Source organism: Paenibacillus sp. GCM10028914, assembly GCF_042666275.1.
Taxonomy (GTDB): Bacteria; Bacillota; Bacilli; order Paenibacillales; family Paenibacillaceae; genus Paenibacillus_AQ.
Genome location: NZ_JBHTFO010000015.1, coordinates 423,122 through 445,194, shown reverse-complemented (window position 1 = coordinate 445,194; position 22,073 = coordinate 423,122). Strand labels below are relative to the sequence as shown.

The 22,073-nt window shown below is 39.1% G+C and carries 20 protein-coding genes and 2 pseudogenes; 14 read left to right on the top strand and 8 right to left on the bottom strand.

The genetic code is table 11. The features are described 5' to 3' along the window. The first annotated feature begins 21 nt into the window (after positions 1-21). From ACFQV5_RS15495 to ACFQV5_RS15470, 6 genes and pseudogenes are all read left to right on the top strand, one after another. Complete coding sequence (locus ACFQV5_RS15495) at positions 22-627, top strand: hypothetical protein (RefSeq protein ID WP_379248238.1); 606 nt, start codon at positions 22-24, stop codon at positions 625-627. A 57-nt stretch (positions 628-684) separates the two neighbouring features. Continuing rightward, positions 685-1,578: a DUF2971 domain-containing protein gene (locus tag ACFQV5_RS15490; RefSeq protein ID WP_379248237.1), complete on the top strand. Its 894-nt coding sequence runs from the start codon at positions 685-687 to the stop codon at positions 1,576-1,578. A 397-nt stretch (positions 1,579-1,975) separates the two neighbouring features. Next, positions 1,976-2,158, top strand: coding sequence for a hypothetical protein (locus tag ACFQV5_RS15485; protein WP_379248236.1), 183 nt, complete (start codon positions 1,976-1,978; stop codon positions 2,156-2,158). A 50-nt stretch (positions 2,159-2,208) separates the two neighbouring features. Next, positions 2,209-2,385 (top strand): hypothetical protein, encoded by a 177-nt coding sequence (locus tag ACFQV5_RS15480; RefSeq protein WP_379248235.1) that lies wholly within the window; start codon positions 2,209-2,211, stop codon positions 2,383-2,385. An 87-nt stretch (positions 2,386-2,472) separates the two neighbouring features. Beyond that, a pseudogene (gene arsC / locus ACFQV5_RS15475) lies at positions 2,473-2,890 on the top strand (arsenate reductase (thioredoxin)). A gap of 294 nt (positions 2,891-3,184) precedes the next feature. Next, positions 3,185-4,177 (top strand): hypothetical protein, encoded by a 993-nt coding sequence (locus ACFQV5_RS15470; RefSeq protein ID WP_379248234.1) that lies wholly within the window; start codon positions 3,185-3,187, stop codon positions 4,175-4,177. A gap of 477 nt (positions 4,178-4,654) precedes the next feature. On the opposite strand, the gene ACFQV5_RS15465 is transcribed toward ACFQV5_RS15470, so the two are convergent. Beyond that, the gene (locus ACFQV5_RS15465) at positions 4,655-4,981 is read right to left on the bottom strand and encodes a helix-turn-helix domain-containing protein (RefSeq protein ID WP_379248233.1); all 327 of its coding nucleotides are present in this window, start codon (positions 4,979-4,981) and stop codon (positions 4,655-4,657) included. A 172-nt stretch (positions 4,982-5,153) separates the two neighbouring features. Between ACFQV5_RS15465 and ACFQV5_RS15460 the strand changes: the two genes are divergently transcribed. Further along, on the top strand, positions 5,154-5,480 hold the full coding sequence (locus ACFQV5_RS15460; protein WP_379248232.1) for a hypothetical protein: 327 nt from the start codon (positions 5,154-5,156) through the stop codon (positions 5,478-5,480). A gap of 217 nt (positions 5,481-5,697) precedes the next feature. On the opposite strand, the gene ACFQV5_RS15455 is transcribed toward ACFQV5_RS15460, so the two are convergent. Next, positions 5,698-5,877: a helix-turn-helix domain-containing protein gene (locus ACFQV5_RS15455; RefSeq protein ID WP_379248289.1), complete on the bottom strand. Its 180-nt coding sequence runs from the start codon at positions 5,875-5,877 to the stop codon at positions 5,698-5,700. Positions 5,878-5,906: 29 nt separating this feature from the next. Here ACFQV5_RS15455 and ACFQV5_RS15450 point away from each other — a divergent pair. Both ACFQV5_RS15450 and ACFQV5_RS15445 read left to right on the top strand, forming a co-directional pair. Further along, a pseudogene (locus tag ACFQV5_RS15450) lies at positions 5,907-6,179 on the top strand (site-specific integrase); the annotation flags it as partial. Continuing rightward, positions 6,153-6,836 carry a tyrosine-type recombinase/integrase gene (locus ACFQV5_RS15445; protein ID WP_379248288.1) on the top strand — a complete coding sequence of 228 codons (684 nt, stop codon included), beginning with the start codon at positions 6,153-6,155 and terminating at the stop codon, positions 6,834-6,836. The pseudogene ACFQV5_RS15450 and the gene ACFQV5_RS15445, both read left to right, overlap by 27 nt. Before the next feature lie 990 nt (positions 6,837-7,826). Here ACFQV5_RS15445 and ACFQV5_RS15440 read toward each other — a convergent pair. From ACFQV5_RS15440 to ACFQV5_RS15430, 3 genes are all read right to left on the bottom strand, one after another. Then, a complete protein-coding gene (locus tag ACFQV5_RS15440) occupies positions 7,827-9,254 on the bottom strand; it encodes a radical SAM protein (protein ID WP_379248231.1) in 1,428 nt (475 codons plus the stop codon). 17 nt (positions 9,255-9,271) lie between these two features. Further along, complete coding sequence (locus tag ACFQV5_RS15435; RefSeq protein ID WP_379248230.1) at positions 9,272-10,054, bottom strand: prolipoprotein diacylglyceryl transferase; 783 nt, start codon at positions 10,052-10,054, stop codon at positions 9,272-9,274. A gap of 91 nt (positions 10,055-10,145) precedes the next feature. Then, the gene (locus tag ACFQV5_RS15430) at positions 10,146-10,313 is read right to left on the bottom strand and encodes a hypothetical protein (RefSeq protein ID WP_379248229.1); all 168 of its coding nucleotides are present in this window, start codon (positions 10,311-10,313) and stop codon (positions 10,146-10,148) included. A gap of 196 nt (positions 10,314-10,509) precedes the next feature. Between ACFQV5_RS15430 and ACFQV5_RS15425 the strand changes: the two genes are divergently transcribed. From ACFQV5_RS15425 to ACFQV5_RS15415, 3 genes are all read left to right on the top strand, one after another. Continuing rightward, positions 10,510-12,246, top strand: coding sequence for an ABC transporter ATP-binding protein (locus ACFQV5_RS15425; RefSeq protein WP_379248228.1), 1,737 nt, complete (start codon positions 10,510-10,512; stop codon positions 12,244-12,246). Next, on the top strand, positions 12,239-14,083 hold the full coding sequence (locus ACFQV5_RS15420) for an ABC transporter ATP-binding protein (protein ID WP_379248227.1): 1,845 nt from the start codon (positions 12,239-12,241) through the stop codon (positions 14,081-14,083). The genes ACFQV5_RS15425 and ACFQV5_RS15420 overlap by 8 nt, the downstream gene beginning before the upstream one ends. A 479-nt stretch (positions 14,084-14,562) precedes the next feature. Continuing rightward, positions 14,563-15,249, top strand: coding sequence for a DNA alkylation repair protein (locus ACFQV5_RS15415; RefSeq protein ID WP_379248226.1), 687 nt, complete (start codon positions 14,563-14,565; stop codon positions 15,247-15,249). Positions 15,250-15,259: 10 nt separating this feature from the next. On the opposite strand, the gene ACFQV5_RS15410 is transcribed toward ACFQV5_RS15415, so the two are convergent. From ACFQV5_RS15410 to cls, 3 genes are all read right to left on the bottom strand, one after another. Then, the gene (locus tag ACFQV5_RS15410; RefSeq protein ID WP_379248225.1) at positions 15,260-16,525 is read right to left on the bottom strand and encodes an MFS transporter; all 1,266 of its coding nucleotides are present in this window, start codon (positions 16,523-16,525) and stop codon (positions 15,260-15,262) included. Between the two features lie 176 nt (positions 16,526-16,701). Then, positions 16,702-17,760 carry an acyl-CoA dehydrogenase family protein gene (locus ACFQV5_RS15405; protein ID WP_379248224.1) on the bottom strand — a complete coding sequence of 353 codons (1,059 nt, stop codon included), beginning with the start codon at positions 17,758-17,760 and terminating at the stop codon, positions 16,702-16,704. Positions 17,761-17,808: 48 nt separating this feature from the next. Beyond that, the gene (gene cls / locus ACFQV5_RS15400) at positions 17,809-19,257 is read right to left on the bottom strand and encodes a cardiolipin synthase (RefSeq protein WP_379248287.1); all 1,449 of its coding nucleotides are present in this window, start codon (positions 19,255-19,257) and stop codon (positions 17,809-17,811) included. A gap of 206 nt (positions 19,258-19,463) precedes the next feature. Between cls and ACFQV5_RS15395 the strand changes: the two genes are divergently transcribed. After that, positions 19,464-20,546, top strand: a complete 1,083-nt coding sequence (locus tag ACFQV5_RS15395; protein WP_379248223.1) for an endospore germination permease — start codon at positions 19,464-19,466, stop codon at positions 20,544-20,546. 8 nt (positions 20,547-20,554) lie between these two features. After that, positions 20,555-22,072, top strand: coding sequence for a spore germination protein (locus ACFQV5_RS15390; RefSeq protein WP_379248222.1), 1,518 nt, complete (start codon positions 20,555-20,557; stop codon positions 22,070-22,072). Position 22,073 lies beyond the last annotated feature (1 nt).

Here is a 22,073-nt window from a genome sequence, read left to right as displayed (position 1 = left end):
TGCTGTGAGGAGGTTATAGAAATGGATAAGAAAGTATTGCTCTGTAGTAAGTTTATTGAGAGTAATGAATCCATTATCGATTTAGAGAAAAATTACACTCACATCAGGGCATATCATGGTTGTTCAACTAAAAATGTGGAGAATTATTATAAGTATGGAATTTTACCTATTAACAAGAATTTTGCCAAGAAACAAGCACTTGAACTACTTATAGACGATAGGACTTCGAGCGAAACTGTGTTAAGAGTGTTTAATGAGCATTGGAAAGAATTCGATATTGTACATAGAAGTGTTTGGTTTTCTCTATTACGACAAGAATTAATTAAATATTCAGGACACTATTTAATCTATGGAAGTGAGTTTATAACCAACATGGCAGCTGAATTATACTGTCTAGACAAATTAAAGGAAAAAGGACAACCAACGATTTTTCATTGTGATGTTCCCATACAACAGATACCTGCTCACTTTTTCGATTCTATAAAGGAAAAATTAAAAATTGGTGACATTAAAAACTGCGGGTTCAAAATAGAAGATAACCTGTCGCCTGAAGAGATAGTTAAGCACGATACTCCAAAATTAGTATATGATCCATTAAATGGTCTTCGAACATGTTATTATTCTTGAATATGCTAGGGAGAGCTTCCAATACTTTTTAAATAGAAATGGACTTGAGGTGTTAAAGTGAATTTTAATCAATCTGAGCTTGAAGAATATCGGCTTTCTAATCCTATGGATTATATTAAAGCTGTTAAATTATTAATTGCCTCTACGAATAAAAATGAAGTGTTCCAGACAATTTATAAAATAACAAGATTACATATTCCGGATAAGTTATATAAATATTATAGCCTCAATGATGATGAGAATCTAAATGACATGAAACTAACAACATTATCTGATGAAAAAATATTTTTAGCAAATAGCCAGGATTTTAATGATCCTTTTGATAACAAAGCATTTTATTATCGAAATGAAGAATTGCTGCAATTTGAAGAGTTGCGTGAGTTTGAGGGACGCATTTTTGATGAAGTAATGTTCTCTTCTAGAGCAACGTCTCTTACAAATGTGGGATTCAATTCTATGCCTATGTGGGCACATTATTCAAACAATCATCAAGGATTCTGTGTTTCATACAATATGAGAGAATTGCGTAATACAGAAATGAGTGCCTGTACTTTTCCAATACAATATTTAGACAAACGAATTGATATTACACACATCATGGTTTCTTTTATTGATCAAGCTTTAAAGAAAAAACATAAACAGATACGTGAAGGAAAAAAAGAAATTGTCATTGATGATTTAATAATGGTGTATTTAACGGCATTTCTTCAGAATATTAAGGAAAGCGCCTGGCAGTATGAACAAGAGTTTAGATGTGCCGCAGGTAATACCTCTATTGGCTTGCCATTTATAAAGGCAGTTCCATTAGAAATTTACGCGGGTGAAAAATGCGCCCCGTTGCATATCGAACGTCTGTGTAATATAGCTTTTCAGTTGAATATTCCCCTTTATAAAATGGATTTTACAGAAGTGAATAGTTACTTTAGAATGGCTCCGGTGAGAATTTGTTGATTGAAGGCACAGGAACGGATTTATAAGGTTAATGAGGATATTAGACTTGCCGGGAAGTAGGACCCAATTGAATATGAATATATTATGATGGCCCTAAAGATTCCAACATAGATAAGGAATATCTTCACGATCTGTTTTATGTGGTGTCATAATTAATGAGAAAAGTGTCATAATAATTGAAACGAAAATGTCAGAATTGTTGATGATACTTGTAAAAAAAACATATAATAATTCATATTAATCTTAATAAAATCCCATGTCTTTAGGGATTTTTATTATTTTAGAAGTATGTAATTACAAGTTGATAAAGAGTAGAAGACGATTTGGGGAAAATCACTTCAGCGTTAGACTCCTTATACCGATATATTGAATAAATAAAATGTAGGAGCGATTTTATATGCTTTCCGAATTGCGAATTGCTAGCAAAGACCAAAAGGTTAGTATTAAAGCTACTGATAAAAAAATCTATGTTGGATTCCCAAAAGAATCAGTAGATCCTGCCAGAGTAAAAATACATACAGAAGAAAACGAGGTTATCTCTATACCTTTATCCGAAGTACTTCATGTTACACAATCTTAAGGGTCCACAGGTTAAACGCTCTTTCCTCTTTAACTGCATCCACAAATTTCATGGAAGCCTTGCAAGACATCGTTTCTGTAGAATTAAAAGACGAGTATTTGTTGGCCATGCAGCAATCCTCCTATGCTACCCGAAGAGAACGAAAAATTCCTATTGCTAAAATGAACGATCCTATCGCGGACGACTATCGAAGTGAATTGGCGGGAAAGTATGGTCGTAAAAGATAATCATTAAGCGAAATTCATTATTATAACCTTTTTGGATTATATATTTGGCTAACCATACTTTAAAAGAGATAAGGGAGAGGAACAATTATGGAAAAAAAGACACTTTACTTCTTATGCACAGGCAACTCATGTCGTAGCCAAATGGCTGAAGGATGGTCAGCAAAAAATCTCGGAGATGAGTGGAATGTCTTCAGCGCCGGCATCGAAGCACATGGACTAAACCCGAATGCGGTCAAAGCAATGAACGAGGTGGGGATCGATATATCGAACCAAACATCGGATATCATTGATCCGGAATTATAGAATCAATCTGCTTAAGTAGTGACCCCTTTGTGGTGATGCTGCTGATCGTTGTCCGACACCTCCGAATGTTCGACGTGAGCATTTGGAATTTGATGATCCAGCTAATGCTCAGGGTACCGACGAAGAGAAATAGGCTGTTTTTCAGCAGGTTCGTGATCAAATTGGTGTACGTATTCAGAAGTTTGCTGAAACAGGTGAGTAAAACAATAGGATGTAGGAGCTGGGAGATATTTTCTCGGCTCCTTTTATTACATAAGGGAGACGACATGATATTCAATAAAAGTTATACAGGAGGATGTAGACCGAATGCAGACTATCATATTGGGGAAAACAAATAAAGTCGTGGAAAGGAAATACCTCAAAAAAATATTTGAAGCAAATTTTGCGATAGCCACCTATTTTATAGGTAGAGTATGTTGGTATTGACATTACCATAATAATAAATTGCTGGAATGGTAATAACGAATAGTAAAAACAAAAGGAGATGACTTGTATCGTGATTACTTGGAACAAAAGGTGGGCGAGACCATATGAGTCTTATTGGTCTATATTTCATAAATTTATGCTTGCTAACTGTATTAACGTTAATCAAATTGTCCAATTGGAGACAGCCCAACAAGAAGAAATCTGTACCCATATTGATATTAATATCAAAGTATTTAAAGCACTACTTAGCAGAAAAAATAATGTACCTCAATTAAAATATTGCTCAAAATGTGCTGAGATGGGTTACCATAGCCATGAACATCAAAGATATACTCATTGTTTTATCCATGGAGAACCAACTTATTGCAACTGTCAGAAATGTTCAGCTGAACTAAAATACATAGGAGCATCAAAAGATTTCTATATGGCGCCATTCACTTGCATTTGTGGTAACACAATTTTAAATAATCCTTTTAAAATCGATTCTATATGCCAACAAGGGGAAAAGTGTAATATTGTGCTGCAAATAATATCGAACAAGCACTCAATGAAACACGCTTCGATTTCAATTTCAAAAATGCCGTATGAAGTTTATGACCTAACTACCGTTATAATTGATTCATTTCTTAGGTGTTTTATTTCTGAACGATTTAGCGCTGATAATAAAGGCACACACACTTCATTTCGTGGAGACTACTTTCAAATTGAAACTAATCAAATAAAACCTTCACTTGAAAAAGTTGTTGAGCAAATGTTTAAAGATAATTACATTGGGATTCCTTTTCTAGATTTTATTGTAGGTATAATCAGGATGTCTCTCAAACGGTTTGGATTAAGAATTAGTGATTATTCAGCCAATATCGAGAATTTTATTGAATACATGAAACCTTTATATTATTTAAACCTTCAGCGGTATACAGCTGCCAAGTTAATAACTAATATGCTCTCGGAGATAGTTCTTAGTAACGAAAAAATACTACAAATAAATTTGAATCGTATTGATCAAAATAATGAGTTACCCTTGGTTCCAGATGCAAGCGTTATTTGGTATCAAAAAAATTAAGTTCGAACCCTTTAGGAATTTGTATAACACTAGATGTGTTTCGATCTAAATAAGGCTCGATTGGATCTGGATGGATACAAGAAAAGATTGAAGGAGATAGTTTAAAGCAAACAAGCATCCTGCAAAAGGGGGTAATGGGGCAGATTGATCAATAGAAAAGGTGGAGAGCGTAATACAACTGAATTCGTTCTAATATACCTTTTTCCACGGGTCTAGGAAAGCTTAATCTTATGACAAGCAAACCTCTTAAAGACGTGGAGTAAGTAATGTTGTACCCGGTCTATATTTTGTGAACCGGTCTGGGCAGCTATCCTTTTATTCTGCTACACACCGAAGGTGTGGTTGCGCTCCAAAGTGAAATGAGGCCGTAACGAGGAGATAACACCTCCCCATAAGGGGATGAAAGAATGACCTAGAGCGTCTATCTTTAATAATAAAGCATTAAATTATATGGGGCCCTGAAATCTGCGCTATTCGTTATATAAATTCTTTAATTATTGTATTTACTTTTTTTAAATCAGATTTATTTAGTTTCAAAAGTAATTCTAATGTTTCGTTGACAAGTGTATCATTATCAAAACCCTTTAAATCCTTACTATATGAGAAAAAATTATGAATTTGTACATCTAGAGCTACCGCTACTTTTTCCAGATTTAATAAGGTAATGTTCTTTTCCCCGCGTTCAAGACCGCCAATATATGAAAAGTGTAATCCTGCTTTTTCACCAAGTAATTCTTGAGACCAACCTTTTTGTTTACGTATATCTCGAACTTTTGCTCCTACTAATTTTAAAATGGAAGACATTTATCCACACCTCTTAATTAAAAGTGTAGACAAAGAGAAACTTTAAAAACATACGTATATATGTATCAATTATTTAAAATGATATATATATGTATTAAATATGATGAAAGTGATAATAATACTACTACAAGTTAATAGAGAACTTTAATAGAGTTTAATAGGAGGCAAGAAAATGAAAAACGAAAGAGTAAAGTTTGGTTTCGCATTAGTAACAGCTGAGGGGTTGAAGTTTAACGATAAAATCTTTTCAAACTCTCAAATGATAAAGCACCAATGGTTCGAACATGCAGCTAAATATGGGGAGTGGGAATGTCCAATAGGATATATTGAATCTAACCTCGAATTCATTGTGTTATTTAATAAAGAAGAGATGGAAGTTGCTACTGCCGTTGAAATAAATGGGATACTCAAGGATGAAGTTGTACTACAAGCATATTACGAAGGGATTAATAATTTAAAATCAAGATTACTTTCGGTAAGAGATAATAATGAGTTTTGAAGACACGAAGGAAATCAGATTGTTATTGAAGTTCAGTGTGATTGAACACCAAAATAAAAAATATGCAATTGTTAGGGCAACTGTATCAGTTTTTCTGGGATGAAGATATAGTAGTCTTCGGCCAATAGGAATAGGTGATTTGATGTAGTAAAATACCTGGTTGGAATATCTCACTTGTATTAGATGCAGGTTTTAGAATTAAAACGCTACGATAGAACTAATAATAACTTTCATCTACCAACAAATTTTGAACATTTGTATCTAGAGCAACTGCAATTTTGTATAACAGATGAATTTGGACATGATGTATTCCTTTCTCAATATTACTAACAGACGACCGAGATAAGTTAAGATTCGACGCTAATTGTGATTGCGTCATTTTTTTTGATTTCCTAATACTCCTTATTCTAGAATTCTTTCACTGTATACCTAGAAGTAAACAGAAACTATTCTAAGGGAACTGTTGAAATTTACAATCAGGCAATCCTAAGACTTTCCTCCTGGCTCAAAGAAACAAAAAACATTACATATGTAGATGAAATTTCAGCAAATGATATTCAAATTTACTTAGGAACATTAAGGCATCCCAAAGTCATTAAGAACACAAATAAGATTCATCCACAAGCGGGCACAATTTATGCTGCTACAACAAGGGCTAGAATCATATCAGCAATAAAGCAGTTCTTTAAATGGGCAGTTAAACAACACTATCTTCAGTACGATGTTTCTCAGTACATAGAGAACCCTAAACTTGGAGATCGTCTCCCCAAAAGCCTAACACTGCAAGACGCTATAAAATTCGAACAATTTGCCGCAAAACGTAACTTCAGTGAAAGAGACTCATTAATTACTACACTCTTTTTGTTATTAGGGCTTAGGGTCTCGGAACTTGTGAGCATTAATTTAGAACATTTTAATGAAGATGATGGTTATCTAACAATTATTGGTAAAGGTAATAAAGAAAGAAAACTCGTATTGACACCCAAGATCTTACGCGCTCTTAAAATTTATAAGCCTGTTAGACAAGAAATTCTTATAAAACGCAATAGACATAATGAATCTGCATTATTTATTTCTCAAAAACAAGGAAAACGATTAACAAGAAGATCCGTGGAACTAATTATTGAGACTATAGCTGGAGAAGCGGGAGTAAAAGCAAATAATCAGAAAGTTACACCTCACAAATTAAGGCATACGTGCGCAACAGTCTTATACAATGAAGGTGAAGGAGCAGATTTATTAGCAATCGCGGATTTATTAGGACATGCAGATCCTAAGACGGCTACGATTTATACAAAGGTTAATATAGAGAAAATGCGTAAAATTGTTAGTTCAAACCCTTTAGAATCAACATAAAAGGGATTTGACTTAGAAAAATAGCAGTGACACAAATTTCCCCTCATGGTGGGAGAATGACACAAATTTCCCCTCATGGTAGGAGAATGACACAAATTCCCCCCTGTAAACGGCGGTTACCCAGTGGGTAGTGACACAAATTTCCCCTCATGATCGGCGGAATGATACACAACAAGCCTGGTGAATGAAAAAAAGCATTAACATTAATCTGATTATAGAGAAATTAGGCAAAATAAATGATCTTATTATCTATACCGCAGCTAATAGGGGGAGTTTTGTGTCATTAATAAGGGGAGTTTTGTGTCAATTAACAACAGCTCTTAAATAAGATGGACTTGAACACAGTTCCTTCTAGACATATGTACAAAATACGAGTTTTGTGTAAAAGTATTAAGGGTTTTCAAGTATCCAATAATATTTTACATAATTTCTTCAATTTCATTGTACTAAATTAAATGTCACATATTGTCATATTGTGTTGTGATTCTCTTATATCTTATAAAGTTAAGTTCTCTTTGTTTTGTTTGAATCAATACTTTGTTCTTAAATCAAATCGAACTCATAAATGCAACTGATCTGATCCTTATGTATTTGAGCCTGACTAATCATATCACTCAAATCAGTTGTTCATTAATAATAAAAGCTTTATCTTTTTAAATTGTTTGTACTTCTTGATTTATCTGATCATATTGTTTTGAATTTGTATCTAATTTGTATTATCCCATTTTCATAAGTTACTCTAATATCTTTATTACGATTTTATTATTTCACTCCAATAAACTCCTATCATTCATTCTATCCAAGCATGTGAAAATTATTACATTCATGTACGAAAAATCCTCCCTTGGACGATATATATTCGCAATCGAATTCTACAAGTGCAACCAATAACCACTTCCATCTGTTCAAATTTACGATATTCCCTATTAATAAAAAAAAGACCGCTCGATGGCGGTCTCTTTCTGTTATCTACATATTTAAATCTCCATATTATCTTTCATTAACATATTGATCCCAGGCTGTAGCAATCTCCTCTTTCCGTTCTTTCAGTAACTCTTCTTTATCATCCCGGTAAAAAAGATTGTACGTATCAAATGGAATGATTCGGCCGTCTGGATGAGCAATATGTACACAAGATTTCTTAACCGAACGAACATCAAAATTGTGGGCGTCGAGAAATTGCATAATGATAACCCGAAATACATTATCGTATGTTATTTGCTCCGGTACAGCAGCTAACGGTAGGCAGCACAGTAAGCTTTTTAGAGAAAGTGCTGAGGACTGCGGTGAATGACCTGTGGACAGTAGCTCGAACATTTTGCTACGTATGACAGGATCCTGCTCGAATACGATGGTATTGCTATCTCCCTCGAGTAAAATTTCAGGATCGATCATACCCGTTAGAGGTAAGACCTCTCCACCCAGCTTAAGCGCATATCCCATAGCTAAGCAATCCGGATGACAAGGCACTGGCAATATGTCCGCATCCTCGAATACATCTGTTTGCTCAATTATTCTCCGCCGCACTTCACTGACCGTAAGACGGTCTGTCGATGGATCATACCCTTCTAACCGGCCTGCAGCCTGGATCGGCTGAATCGTTACACCGCGCACGGCTCTCTGCTGCAATCCATAATTGATGATATCACCGATCTCTCCGTCATTCAGTCCTTTTTTCAGCGTAACGACAAGTGTTGTAGATATGTTGAATTCATTCAGATGCTCGATCGCTTGCTGGCGAATACGGCGTAGATCTGCACCCCTAAGCTCTTTAAGGACATGAGCTTCAAAGCTGTCAAACTGCAAATAGATCTCAAATCCAGGCATATACTCCGATAACCTCTGTGCGAATTCCTTGTCCTGGGCTATTCGGATACCATTCGTGTTGACCATAATATGCTTAATTGGCCTGCTCTTACACATATCGAGAATCTCAAAGAAATCCGGGTGTGTCGTTGGCTCACCCCCACTGATCTGTACGATATCCGGTTCCCCTTCGTTCTCGACAATTCGGTCGAGCATAAATTCAATCTGCTCTAGCGAGCGATAAGATGTACGGTGCGGAGAGGATTCCGCGAAGCATATCGGACACTGCAGATTACAATGATCCGTTATTTCCAGCAGTGTCAGACAGCTATGCTGCTCATGATCTGGGCATAGCCCGCAATCGTAAGGACATCCGTAACGGATCGGTGTATTCCATTTCAGAGGCATTTCAGAAGTCTTAATAAATCGCCGAGTCTGGTGGTAGTAATCAACCTCAGTAGAGATCAGTACTTTTTCTGGTCCATGCACAAGACATCTTTTGACCATATAAATCTTTCCATGCTCTTCAATGATCTTCGCTTCGACTTTACGGTAACATGTCGTGCAAATGCTGTTCGTCAATTCATGATATAGATAAGGCCGGTTCGGCATATAATATCGCTCCTTTGTCAGCTTGGAAGTTGAGAACGTGAAATAGAAATTCTGTTCCTATTACCAATCAGCCATGCATAATAGATTAGTCCAGCGATACACGCCAGCTGAATATTGTTAAGTCCAAAGTACGGATGAAGTGTTGGTTTGATCCATTCAATCATTAGACGGAACAATAGGTATCCGGCCATAAACCATTGAAACATCGTGCCAGAGATATAGCCCTCTCGAGCAGACCCGCCTCGACTTTGACGATATATAGGTGTTAGCAGCAACGAAAATACTATCAAAAACAAAATTTCATACAGCTGAGTAGGATGGCGATATAATCCGTCTCCAAAATCCACACCGGTGATCCAGGTTGTTGGTGTACCGTAGGTGTGATCATCAAGTCCTGTTAAAAAGCAACCGATCCGGCCTAGCACCAGGCCAAGAACCAATGGGTAGACAAAATCATCGCCGGTAGACTGCTTCCACCCGACCCAGCGCTTCGTCAGTTCAACTCCAATTAGCCCTCCCAGCAGGCCTCCTACTATTGTTTTTCCGCCCCATAACAGTTGGAATTCGCTTAGATGAACCCACGTGGTGGCTGGGTCCTCCAGCCAAAACAAAAGCTTCGAACCAATAGCTGCTCCTGCGATCATACCAGCAAAAATTTGCAGACTTACTAGTTTGGACATGCCACTTGGACGCCGAGTCCATAAATACACGCGGAAACCCAAAAAATAGGCTAGCGATTCAAACAATACATGCGGATGAATTCGCCAAGAACCCAGGTTTACATACACAGGGAAATCCATAGGCTACTCCTTTTTCAATATCACGTAAATTAAGAAAATATCATGGCCCCACAAATCGCCATCAGTAGCAGCGTAAGCCCGCCAAGGATGGCTAAAATGGATACAACAAAAGTCCAAAACAAGTTTTTGGGCTGTTCAGATCCCGAAGAGTTGTAACCCATCTCACCACAGCGGGTCCGACAGTGTCCGGTTTCCGGATCATAACATCGCTCACAAACGGGCTTCCCGCATCGACTGCATTGGGAAACCGACCTTTCATCGGGATGGTTCATACATCGATATACTGCCATACCCCCACCTCACTTGTAAAATAATTCATATTATACCTATTGTAAACGTTGTCGTAAATCAACGCTACCATGAAGATACAATGGGATTTGCCTTTGACATTTCCCTGAGCCATGGATTAACTTGGTAGTTAGCTTAATTTTTATAGAAGAAGGTGTTATGAAATCTTGTTTAAGTTATTTCGTTATTTGCGTCCCCACTGGAGAGCAGCTTTACTTGCACCGCTCTTGATGCTGCTGGAGGTCGCCATGGATTTGCTGCAGCCGATCCTAATGGCGAGCATTATTGATAAGGGCGTGATGCAAAATGATATTTCGCACATTAAAAGCGTCGGTCTAATCATGGTTATTGCTGCACTCATTGGAATCATCGGTGGTGTTGGATGTACTGTATTCTCATCTATTGCCTCCCAGCGGTTTGGCGCGGATTTACGCCGTGACCTGTTCCGTAAAGTGCAATCCCTATCATTTCGCAATATGGATGAATTGTCGACAGGCTCTCTCATTACTCGGTTAACCAACGATATCGTCCAGCTACAGACAATGGTACAGATGCTGCTTCGCGTATTTATTCGATCACCTTTCCTGGCAATCGGAAGTATTCTGATGGCCGTAATCATTAGCCCTCGGCTCGCAATTATTCTAGCATTGTCTGTTCCACTCTTATTTGTCGTTATGTTTCTTCTCATTCGGACGACCTTGCCATTGTTCTCTGTTATCCAAGATAAACTCGATAAAGTTAACACGGTCTTGAAAGAAAACTTTGCCGGCATTCGGGTGGCCAAAGCATTTGTAAGAAGAGATTATGAGAATAAACGCTTTAACAAAGCTAATACAGATTTCACTCAAGTGTCGGTAAAAACGCAACGTATCGTGGCGATTAATATGCCTATTTTGACAATGATTTTAAATGTAAGCATTGTAGCCGTCCTCTGGTTCGGCGGCAAAAACGCCATTGATGGATCTTTTGAGGTCGGAAGTCTTATCGCGTTCATTAACTATGTGACCCAAGTGCTCTTCTCGGTATCTTCGGTTGCGATGATGCTAGTCAGATTCTCAACAGCTAAAGTTTCTGCAGATCGTATTCACGAGGTGATGACAACAGAGGCTGAGATTAAGTCCCCTGCTCATCCTAAGCAAAATGTTCACTTGCGGGGTGAAATCAATTTTGATCAGGTTTCATTCTCCTATCAACCAGGATTACTCCAACCCGTAATTCGTGATTTGAGCTTTACGGCACACCCTGGTCAGACCGTAGCAATCATGGGCGCAACCGGAGCGGGAAAATCCTCACTGGTTTCTCTAATTCCCCGTTTATATGATGTAACCGAGGGACGAATATTGATTGATCGAACAGATGTTCGGGACTACGATCTTTTCTCACTCCGTGGATTGATCGGGATTGTACTTCAGGAAACGATTCTGTTCTCAGGTACCATACGCGAAAATATCTGTTACGGTAAACCTGATGCAACCGATGAAGAGGTCATGGCGGCTGCTAAAGCTGCTCAGGCTCATGATTTCATCATAAAGTTGCCTGAAGGCTATGAAACACAGCTGGGGCAGCGGGGAATCAACCTGTCAGGTGGTCAAAAACAGCGGATTTCTATCGCCCGTGCCTTGTTAGTACGCCCTTCCATTCTCATTCTTGATGACAGTACGAGTGCGATAGACATGGGAACCGAATCCAGACTACAGAAAGAGCTGTCTCATCTCATGCAGGGCCGCACCTGCTTTATCATTGCCCAGAGGATTTCCTCAGTTATAGATGCAGACAAAATTCTGGTTCTAGACAAGGGGCGGTTGGTGGCAGAAGGCACACATCTCGAACTGCTCGCTACTTGTGAGCTGTATCAAGATATTTACGAGTCTCAATTCGGTAAGGAGGTGTCTTCTCATGGCTAATTTAGAAGCAGGGCGAAAACCTGCCAACAATGAGGCACCAGATCTTAGCATGCGAGGCGGCGGCCCGATGCGAGGAATGACGACGGTTAAAGTTAAACCGAAAAACTCGGTGCAAACCATCCGTAGGATTTGGGGATATATTGGACCTCACCGCAGTGGCATGCTTGCGGTATTGTTATTCACCTTGATCACGACGATTCTGTCTCTTACTGCCCCATATCTACTCGGAAGTGCGGTAGATAATTACATTATTCCAGGCGACTATAAAGGTTTAATGGGACTTTGTGTGGGCCTTCTTGCAGTTTATGTGGGTACAACTCTGAGTGCATGGCTACAGCAGCATATGATGGTTAAGATTTCACAACTCTCGGTTCAGGAAATGCGGCGCGACATCTTTTCAAAGATTCAGCTTCTTCCTCTTCCATTCTTCGATACGAAGACGCATGGCGAGCTCATGAGTCGTACCACAAATGATATTGAGAATGTATCAGGAACGCTGAACACCAGTGTGACGCAGCTCATCTCAAGTGTACTATCGTTGGTTGGTGCCCTAATCATCATGTTATATCTGAATGTATGGCTTACGTTAATGAGCATGGTCACCATTCCACTAGTCATGCTGTTTACCAAGATGGTCGCTAGTCGTACGCGAAAGCATTTTTCCAAACAGCAGTCACAGCTAGGAGAACTTAACGGCTTTATAGAAGAAACAGTTTCTGGACAAAAGGTTGTACAGGTGTATCGCAGAGAACAATTTACCGCTGAACAGTTTGATAAATTAAATGTGAAGTTAACCGATGCAAGCATTCAGGCTCAAATCTACTCAGGAACAGTTGGGCCAGTTATGAACGTACTGAACAATATAAGCTTCGCCTTAATGGCAGCTGTAGGTGGGTATATGTCATTCCAAGGATGGACAAGCGTCGGTGTGGTTGTAGCATTTCTGAACTACTCCAAGCAGTTCCAGCGCCCGCTGAACGATTTAGCGAACCAGTTCAATCTAATCCAGTCTGCTGTTGCCGGTGCGGAGCGGGTATTTGAAGTGATTGATACAGAGTCAGAGTACACAGGAAATAATAACGCGCTAAACACCAGTGATATGCGAGGCAGCGTACAATTCGACCGGGTATCCTTCAGCTACAAGAAAGATGTACCTATTCTGAATGATGTATCTCTTACTGCAAGACCCGGACAAACGATTGCTCTCGTCGGCCCAACAGGCGCTGGAAAAACAACCATTATCAATTTATTGACACGCTTCTATGAGATCGATGCTGGAATGATTTCGATTGACGGCTTGGATATAAGTCAACTCGATAAGGATGTTCTACGCAGCAAGCTGGGTATCGTTCTTCAGGATGCCTATGTGTTCTCGGACACGATCCGGGAAAATATTCGTTACGGACGTCTTGATGCTTCGAATGAAGAGATTGAAGCTGCTGCAAAGCTTGCTAATGCGCATGATTTCATCATTAAGCTGCCGCAGGGTTATGATACACCTCTCACCTCCGGTGGTAGTAACCTAAGCCAAGGACAACGCCAACTGCTAACAATTGCACGTGCTGTACTTGCAGATCCTCTTATCCTTATTCTTGATGAGGCTACGAGCAGTATCGATACACGGACCGAGATGCATATTCAAGCTGGTATGAAGAAACTTATGGAGGGCCGAACCAGCTTTGTCATCGCTCACCGTCTTAGCACAATACGTGAAGCCGATCAGATCCTTGTCATGAATCAAGGCGGCATTGCAGAACGTGGTACACATGACGAACTTCTAAGTAAACGAGGCTTCTATTATGATCTATATAACAGCCAATTTAAGCAGCCTAGCTAAGGAACAACCTTAAACGTTAACAAACAGTACTAAGACCCCATTCTAGACGGGGTCTTTTGTTCTTTATCATTATACAAACCCAGGATAACAGATTGTGTTAAAATATTCCTTATAACATAGCCCAAGGGGTGTTGCGATATGGTGTTAGGCCCCGAGAATTTAGATCAGATTCAGCAAGATGTTTCTGAGAGAAAAATGAAGGAAAAGCTTAGAGGTATAAACCAAAGAGGACTACTCAGCGATATGCTGATGACTTTACTGGCTGCAGTCGCTTTTATAGTTGTTGCTATAATATTCTTAGAGATATTACATTATATTAGGTATAAATAACGGAAGTACGAACAAGAGATTTTGTTAATGGTGTTTTTCTCATAGATGAGAACAAATGTTCTCTAGTCGTAAAAACAGTACTTTTATAAATACCGTGCACCTTAAAAACATCCTAAATAATGTTAAAAACAGGTGTTAGGAGGAAATTAATGAATCTTAAAGACCTCAATCAGTTAAGGAACCTTTTTTACGAGCATGCGAACGAGTGTTCCGCTAGCAAAATGAAATCCTATATGCGGAATCAATTTGAGTTCTTCGGCATTCAGTCACCATTAAGAAAAGAGCTAACCAAGAGATTTCTCAATGAGTATGGTTTCCCTCGTGAAGATCAGATTGTAGAAGTAATCACAGAGCTCTGGAACATGAAAGAAAGAGAACTGCAAAATGCAGCTCTCCAGATCATGGATATGAGAAAGAGAAAGTTCCATATGGATGACATTAAGCTTATTGAACAAACGGCGGTTGAAAAGTCTTGGTGGGATACGGTCGACCATATCGCCTCTAATCATGCTGGGCATTATTTTGCAAAATTCCCCGAACAGCGCTATATCGCAGACGAATGGATTCGCTCGGATAATTTCTGGCTCCAGCGTATGGCTATTCTATTTCAATTAAAATATAAACAGGATACGGACATTAACAGACTATTTACGTATATTAAAATGACTGCTGACTCCAATGAGTTCTTTATACAAAAAGCGATCGGTTGGAGTCTTCGCCAATACAGCAAATACGATCCTGAAGCAGTGCTTCATTTTGTAGAGTCGAATCCTCTGTCTAACTTAAGTAAACGGGAAGCTTTGAAAGTGATTCATCGGACAAGCTCTTCGCTATAAACTAAGAACTCTATACATTGACATCATTGTTATGAGCGTGGTTCTTGTTTCCATCCTGTTTGGTTCGTTTAAGTGTGCGAGCTAATATAGATGAAGATAAGAACACGCCTCCCATCATGACAAAAATCAACCGACTTCCGAACACATCACTCATAAAACCTGAAACACTTCTTCCAAGAGGTGTTATGACCCCACTAATAGTATAATTAACACCATATACCCTGCCTAAGAGATTATTTGGAGTCTTGCTCTGTAATGCGGTATTAAATGCCGACCCTGAAATGCCAAAAGATATGCCTGCTATAAATATACAGATAATGATTAGATAATCTCGATGAAGTATGGCTAGACTGCCGAAACCTACCGCTTGTATAAAACTACTTAACATGAAATATTGATAAGTTTTCATTTTTAGATAAGACACGATCCAATACCCTACGAATTGACCTAATGCTAATGCAGAATAGATGAAACCAATCAACGCGGATTGTTGGTCTGAACTTAGTAGGATCTCCTTATCCAAATACACGGGTAACAGCACGAAGAATGGTGAATATGCTAGAAGAGATAGCGAACTAATCAGAAATAACTTGAGAACATATTTGTTTCTTCCAACATAGGAGAACCCTTCTATTGCATCCTGAAACAGATTCGTTGCTCCTCTTGATTGATTTTGATTCGCGGGTATTTTTAGGAATAGACCAGCTAGTACAGCTACAAAAAATGAACAAGCATTAAGTAAAAGAACAAATTCTATACGCATAACTGTAAGTAAAACTCCACCCAATGCCGGACCAATAAGATAGCCTATACTATCTGTCATCCCAATTGCCCCGTTAGCCGTCGTCAGCTCTTCTTTCTTCACAAACATAGGGATCATTGCATTAACTGTCGGCTCGAAAAACTGTGTGGCTGCTCCTAGTATAAATGAAAGAACCGATAGCGAGATTAGTTCTAAGTGACCCCAAAAAGATAATAGAGCCATGAATACGATGATACATCCGCAAACAAAACTAGAAACAACCAATAGAAACTTACGGTTTGTTTTGTCTGAAAAGACGCCTGAAATCGATCCAAAAATAAAACTCGATATGGCAAATGAAGCTAGAACAATGCCGGTTCCTGATCCTGATTTGGTTATACTGTATGCAGTTGCAATAATAGCAACCGAATATATACCATCTCCAAGTCTCGAGATTAACATTCCGATAAAAGCCCACAGCATATTATGATTCGATCTCAACAAATGGATATGAGGGCTATGTATTAATTTCATTTCTAATTACCCCTTACTAGACTTAAGATTGTTTATGATGTCTAAGTTTAAATATCACAAATCAGATGTTATCCGAACTCATACTTTGTTTTTATATCCATAAAAGAACTGCAAACAGCGGGATGCTGTTCGCAGTTCTTTCACGTGGATTAATTTCTTCGAGTGTTTAAGAATACTTAGTAACTTCTAAGCAGTGCATGCTGACATGACGTTTGAAGATCTCTCCAAGTTCGATTGACTGCACTGTTCTCCATTGCCGCTGATAAACCGAGAAGCGGAAACATTTCTTGACCGCACTGCAGAGATATTTGTGCAGTGGATATACATAGTGCAGATACATTGGATTCTACTTCAGGCGATAATTGCCCTTCCTCTAACAAGACACTCCATGACTGACTTATGCATGAGTGAAAGGCATTTTCACTGTCTCGTAATGTCTCCTGCAGCTTAATTAATTGACTTGTAACATAGGGATGTGTAGGTTTTTGCTTCAATAATGCTTCAGCTTCCTCCAAAAAATGCTCTGCAATTCCAAGAGTAACAGCGGCGAAAGAAGCTTGCGCGAACGGCAAAAATGGATAAGCATAGATGAGTTCATGGCCATAGGCCTTCTGATCTGTAATGTCAAACGTCATTTCTTCAGGTACAAATACATCCTTGGCGGTGATACGATGACTTGAAGTTGCTTTCAGTCCAAAGGCATTCCAATCGGAATCAATATGTATTTGATCTGGCATGAGAATAAAAGAACGTATTGAAGGATTCTCTTCAGATTCCGAAACGAGTGCCCCATCCTCTGGAAGGATCATTGCATTCGCTGTAAATGCTGTAGCATGTGTTGAACCACTACAGTACTTCCAGCTCCCTTCTACCCTATAACCACCAGGTACACGATGAGCTGTACCCGAAGGCGTTCCGCTGCCTGCAATAACCGCAGTCCGGTGTGCATATACATTCCGGCTTACTTCAGGAGTCATAAAAGATGCGAAGAATCCACCCCCAGCACCAATCGTGACCAGCCATCCCAAATTCCCGTCAATACGCGAGCATTCCTGAAATATCTTTACTGCTTCCGGTAAAGGAGTCATTCGTCCTTCCAAGTCATTGGGTACAAATAGGTGAAACAAACGATAATCATAAATAAGTTGGAGTACTTCATCAGTTACTTGACCATTCCGATCCATCTGAAGAGCTTGATCTCTAACTCTCTTTATTTGTTGCTGTGTAAAAAGCATCTCCCCACCACTTTCATCAAATTCGTCTCTCTCTAAAAGGTCATCCCACTATAAGATCGGAGACAACAAACGTGATATCGATTCTTTAATACGGATCCACCGCGAACGCTCCTGGTATTCCTCTAGGGTTAACACTGAGGATACCTCAATATCTTTTCTGAAATTATCATTTAAGTGCTGGGATATACATTCATCGTATATAAACGCATTGACCTCAAAGTTGAGCTTAAAGCTTCTGAAATCAATGTTCGCTGTTCCGACGGAGGATATCTCATCATCAATTACGATTGTTTTGCCATGGATAAATCCATTATTGTACAAATACACCTTAGCGCCAACCTTTAACAGCTCTCCAATATGGGATAATGTTGCCCAGTACACGAACATATGATCTGGTTTGTCTGGGATCATTACATTGACTTCTACACCCGATAACGAGGCCACTCGAAGCGCATCAAGAACACTTGAATCCGGAATAAAATAAGGGGTTTGAATATAGATTGATTTTCTCGCTGAGGTGATCATTTTTAAATAACCATTCTTGATATGCTCATATTCAGAATCGGGTCCACTGGATACGATCTGAATACCTACATTGCCTTTGGATGGTAAATGAGGAAACAGGCTTGGAGTGTAGACGACATCGTGATCAGCTGAGGCCAGATTCCAATCCAATATGAACCTTGTTTGGATCGAGTATACGGCTGCCCCCTCTATCCTCAAATGTGTATCCCGCCAATAACCGAATTTGGGACTTAGACCAAGATACTCATCCCCAACATTAAACCCGCCGATATAACCAATCTTACCGTCAATAATGACGAGCTTTCGATGATTGCGATAATTCAGACGAAGATTAATGAGACGGTATTTAGATGGAAAGAACGCTTCAACTTTCCCGCCAGCTTCTCGCAGATCTTGTAGGAACTTTTTATTGATCCTTCTCGATCCGAGCTCATCATATAGTACCCGAACTTTGACACCTTCTTTTGCCTTTTTCGTAAGCAAATCCATCAATTGCTTGCCCAAATTATCCTTCTGAATAATATAGTACTGGATGTGAATGAACTCCGAAGCTTGCTCAATATCTTGGAAGAGAGCTGCGAACTTCTTCTTACCGTCGGTAAAGATCTCAACCTGATTATCTTCACTGAGAACAGCTTGATTGTGTAGCAGGTTCATGGTGATAAGATCTTTATTCTGGCTTGAAATGTTGTTCTTGAATTGAAACTGGTCTGATCGAAATTGAGACATTTGGAATTTCAGTCCACGATCAAGCCCTCTTTTCTTAATATCATCCCAATAAAACAACCGCTTACGCCTGAAGTTCTGGGCAAAAAAGAGATATAACACAAACCCGGCAATGGGAATCAGCAGTAATACAAGCAACCATGCCCAAGTTGAACCGATATCTCTTCTCTCCTGAAATATAACTACAAACGCAAATATGATATTTAAAAAAATGATAAGTCCGAGTAGCAAGGTGGTAACGTACATATCCATCTTCCTTTAACTAATTAATAATCCCGCTTCTATAGAGCTTTCCCTGACTTCAAAATATAAGCATACCAATAACCGATCTCTTCTGTCTAGACAGAGTAGACACTCTCAAGAGATCGTCCAAATACATAAAAAGAGTTAAATAGAGAATACTCAATGTATCGAAAATGAAGAACGTATTCCCTGATATGGAGATTAACACCATGCCGAGAAGCAAAAAGATATCTGTTCTAGACACTTATTTTATACTATTGCTTTCTTTAGGAATTACTAACCATGTAATATTAATTCCTGTTTTGCTTCAGACAGCTGGTCGTGATGCATGGATGGGCGTCATATTGACAAGCTTCATACAACTCATCTGGCTGTATATTTTTTACTTGATCATGAAACGCACAAACCAGCAATCGATCTTTAGTTGGTTTAAAGAGCGTTTCGGAACGATTATTGGCTGGATCTTTATAATCATAACGACATGCTATTTCTTTCTACTGGCTATGATTATGCTGAGAGAAACAACCACGTGGATAAATGTAACCTATCTACCACAAACTCCGAAAATATTCGTTTCAATTGTAATTGTTATTCTATGTGTCTATATTGCTTTCAATGGAATACGCTCGATCGCAATTGTTTCCGGTATTCTGCTACCTTTGGTTTGGATTCTAGGTCACTTCGTAGCTACAACAAATCTTCAATTTAAAGACTACTCTTTGCTCACCCCTCTATTCGTTAACGGATATATGCCCACGATGAAGACGATGATTGTAGCAAGTGGAGGATTTATGGAGATGATTGTATTGATCTTTTTTCAACATCATATACGTCGTAAGATTAGTTACTTACACATCGTTTTACTGGGCTTATTGCTTGCTGGCCTTACGCTAGGACCGCTAATGGGGGCGATCGCTAATTTTGGCCCAGTATTAGCGAAGCAGTACCGCTATCCCGCTTTTGAGCAGTGGATGCTGGTAACCATTACAAAGTATATAACTCATATCGACTTTTTAGCCTTGTATCAATGGTTGGCGGGTGCAGTAATCCGAATTGCGTTGTTTCTATTTATCATCGCGGACAGTATTTCTTTTAAAAATTCATCACGTCGCCTTTTATTCCTAGGCTTGCTCGGCGCTAGCCTGTCCGTATTATCTTTGACTCCCGCTATAGATAGACAAATTGAGTTATACGTTTTAGGTAACTATGCATTAGCATGTCTTATATTTTTGTTGAGTCTCTCTTTAGCGATCTTCTTAGCAACTGCATTTAAAGCCAAGACAAAAAGGTGATTATGCATATGAAACGAAACAAGATGTTCCGTAAAAAAATGAATTCGAATACGAGTCCGGTAAGCAGCGGGAATGGTAATGAAACGATTGATGAAAAAACGATACGGTCACTGTTTGAATCTTCTGCGGACGTCGTGATTACCGAGTATGCAAATAACGAGCAACGTCAAATTCCTGCCTTGCTCATTTACTGCGAGGGAATGATCGATTCTGTTGTCATGACACAACATGTACTCCCTAATTTAAAGCGGATGCTGGATAAGATCTCGGATTGGGATGAACTCACAAACGAACTGGATGAATCCATGGATTGGACTCGAATGAATAAGCATTCTGAAATCGTGAAAGAAGTGTTTACTGGGAAATTGATCCTCGTGTTTCCTTTACAAAACGGTGTCTATATGATTGATATCGCCCAAATTCCGAATAGACAGCCTGAAGAATCCAATACCGAGGTTTCTCTTAAAGGCGCGAAAGATGGATTCACTGAGAATGTAGGTACAAACGTTGCACTGATTCGTAAGAGACTTCGAACCGAGTCATTACATCATGAGCAGTTCGTTATTGGGACTCGTAGTCAAACCAAAGTCTCACTGCTATACATTACGGATATTGTACGTCCTGAAGTAATAAATGAAGTGAAATCAAGATTACATGGGCTGAAAGTGGATGCTTTATTAAACAGCGGAAAGTTGGAAGAAGGAATTTCTGATTCCTCGCTATCTTTATTCCCGCTTGTTGATTATATTGGAAGACCTGATTTTGCCGTAGAGTGCTTACTAAAGGGACGCTTTATTATTCTCGTTGATGGTTCTCCCATGGCACTCATTGCACCCTGTAATTTATTTCAGTTACTGAAGACACCGGAAGATTCGTACTTCCCGTACTATTTCGTTATATTCGAGAGAATTCTTCGGCTTTTTGGATTAGTCATAGCGATATTTTTGCCGGGTTTTTGGGTTGCCTTAACCGCCTATAACATGGATCAACTCCCGTTACCGTTACTTGCAACTGTGACCAATTCTAGATTTGGTCTCCCTTTTTCTTCACCCGTGGAGATCTTACTTATGCTGGGAATGTTTGAATTGTTCAGAGAAGCCGGCGTTCGATTGCCCAAAGCTGTTGGTCAGACGATTGCCGTCTTAGGTGGATTAATAATTGGAGATGCTGCTATTCGCGCAGGTCTAACATCACCAACTATGCTAGTTGTTGCCGCAACAACTGCAGTCGCTACATTTACGCTCGTAAACCAAACCTTAAGCGGGACGGTCAGCATCATCCGATTATATATACTTCTCCTCTCATCCATTCTCGGCTTAGTAGGTTTTTTTGTCGGCATGTTAAGCCTTGCTGTTTATCTGTCCGTACTCGAGTCCTTTGGTATCCCCTATTTGACGCCGATTTCTCCTCTAACCAGAAGAGATCTGATGTCGGCACTTTTAACTAAGCCTTGGGTGTTCGCCAAGAAAAGACCGGAAGTGTTAAGAACGATTGATGATACATCTCAAGAAGGGAAAGCCGAATAAG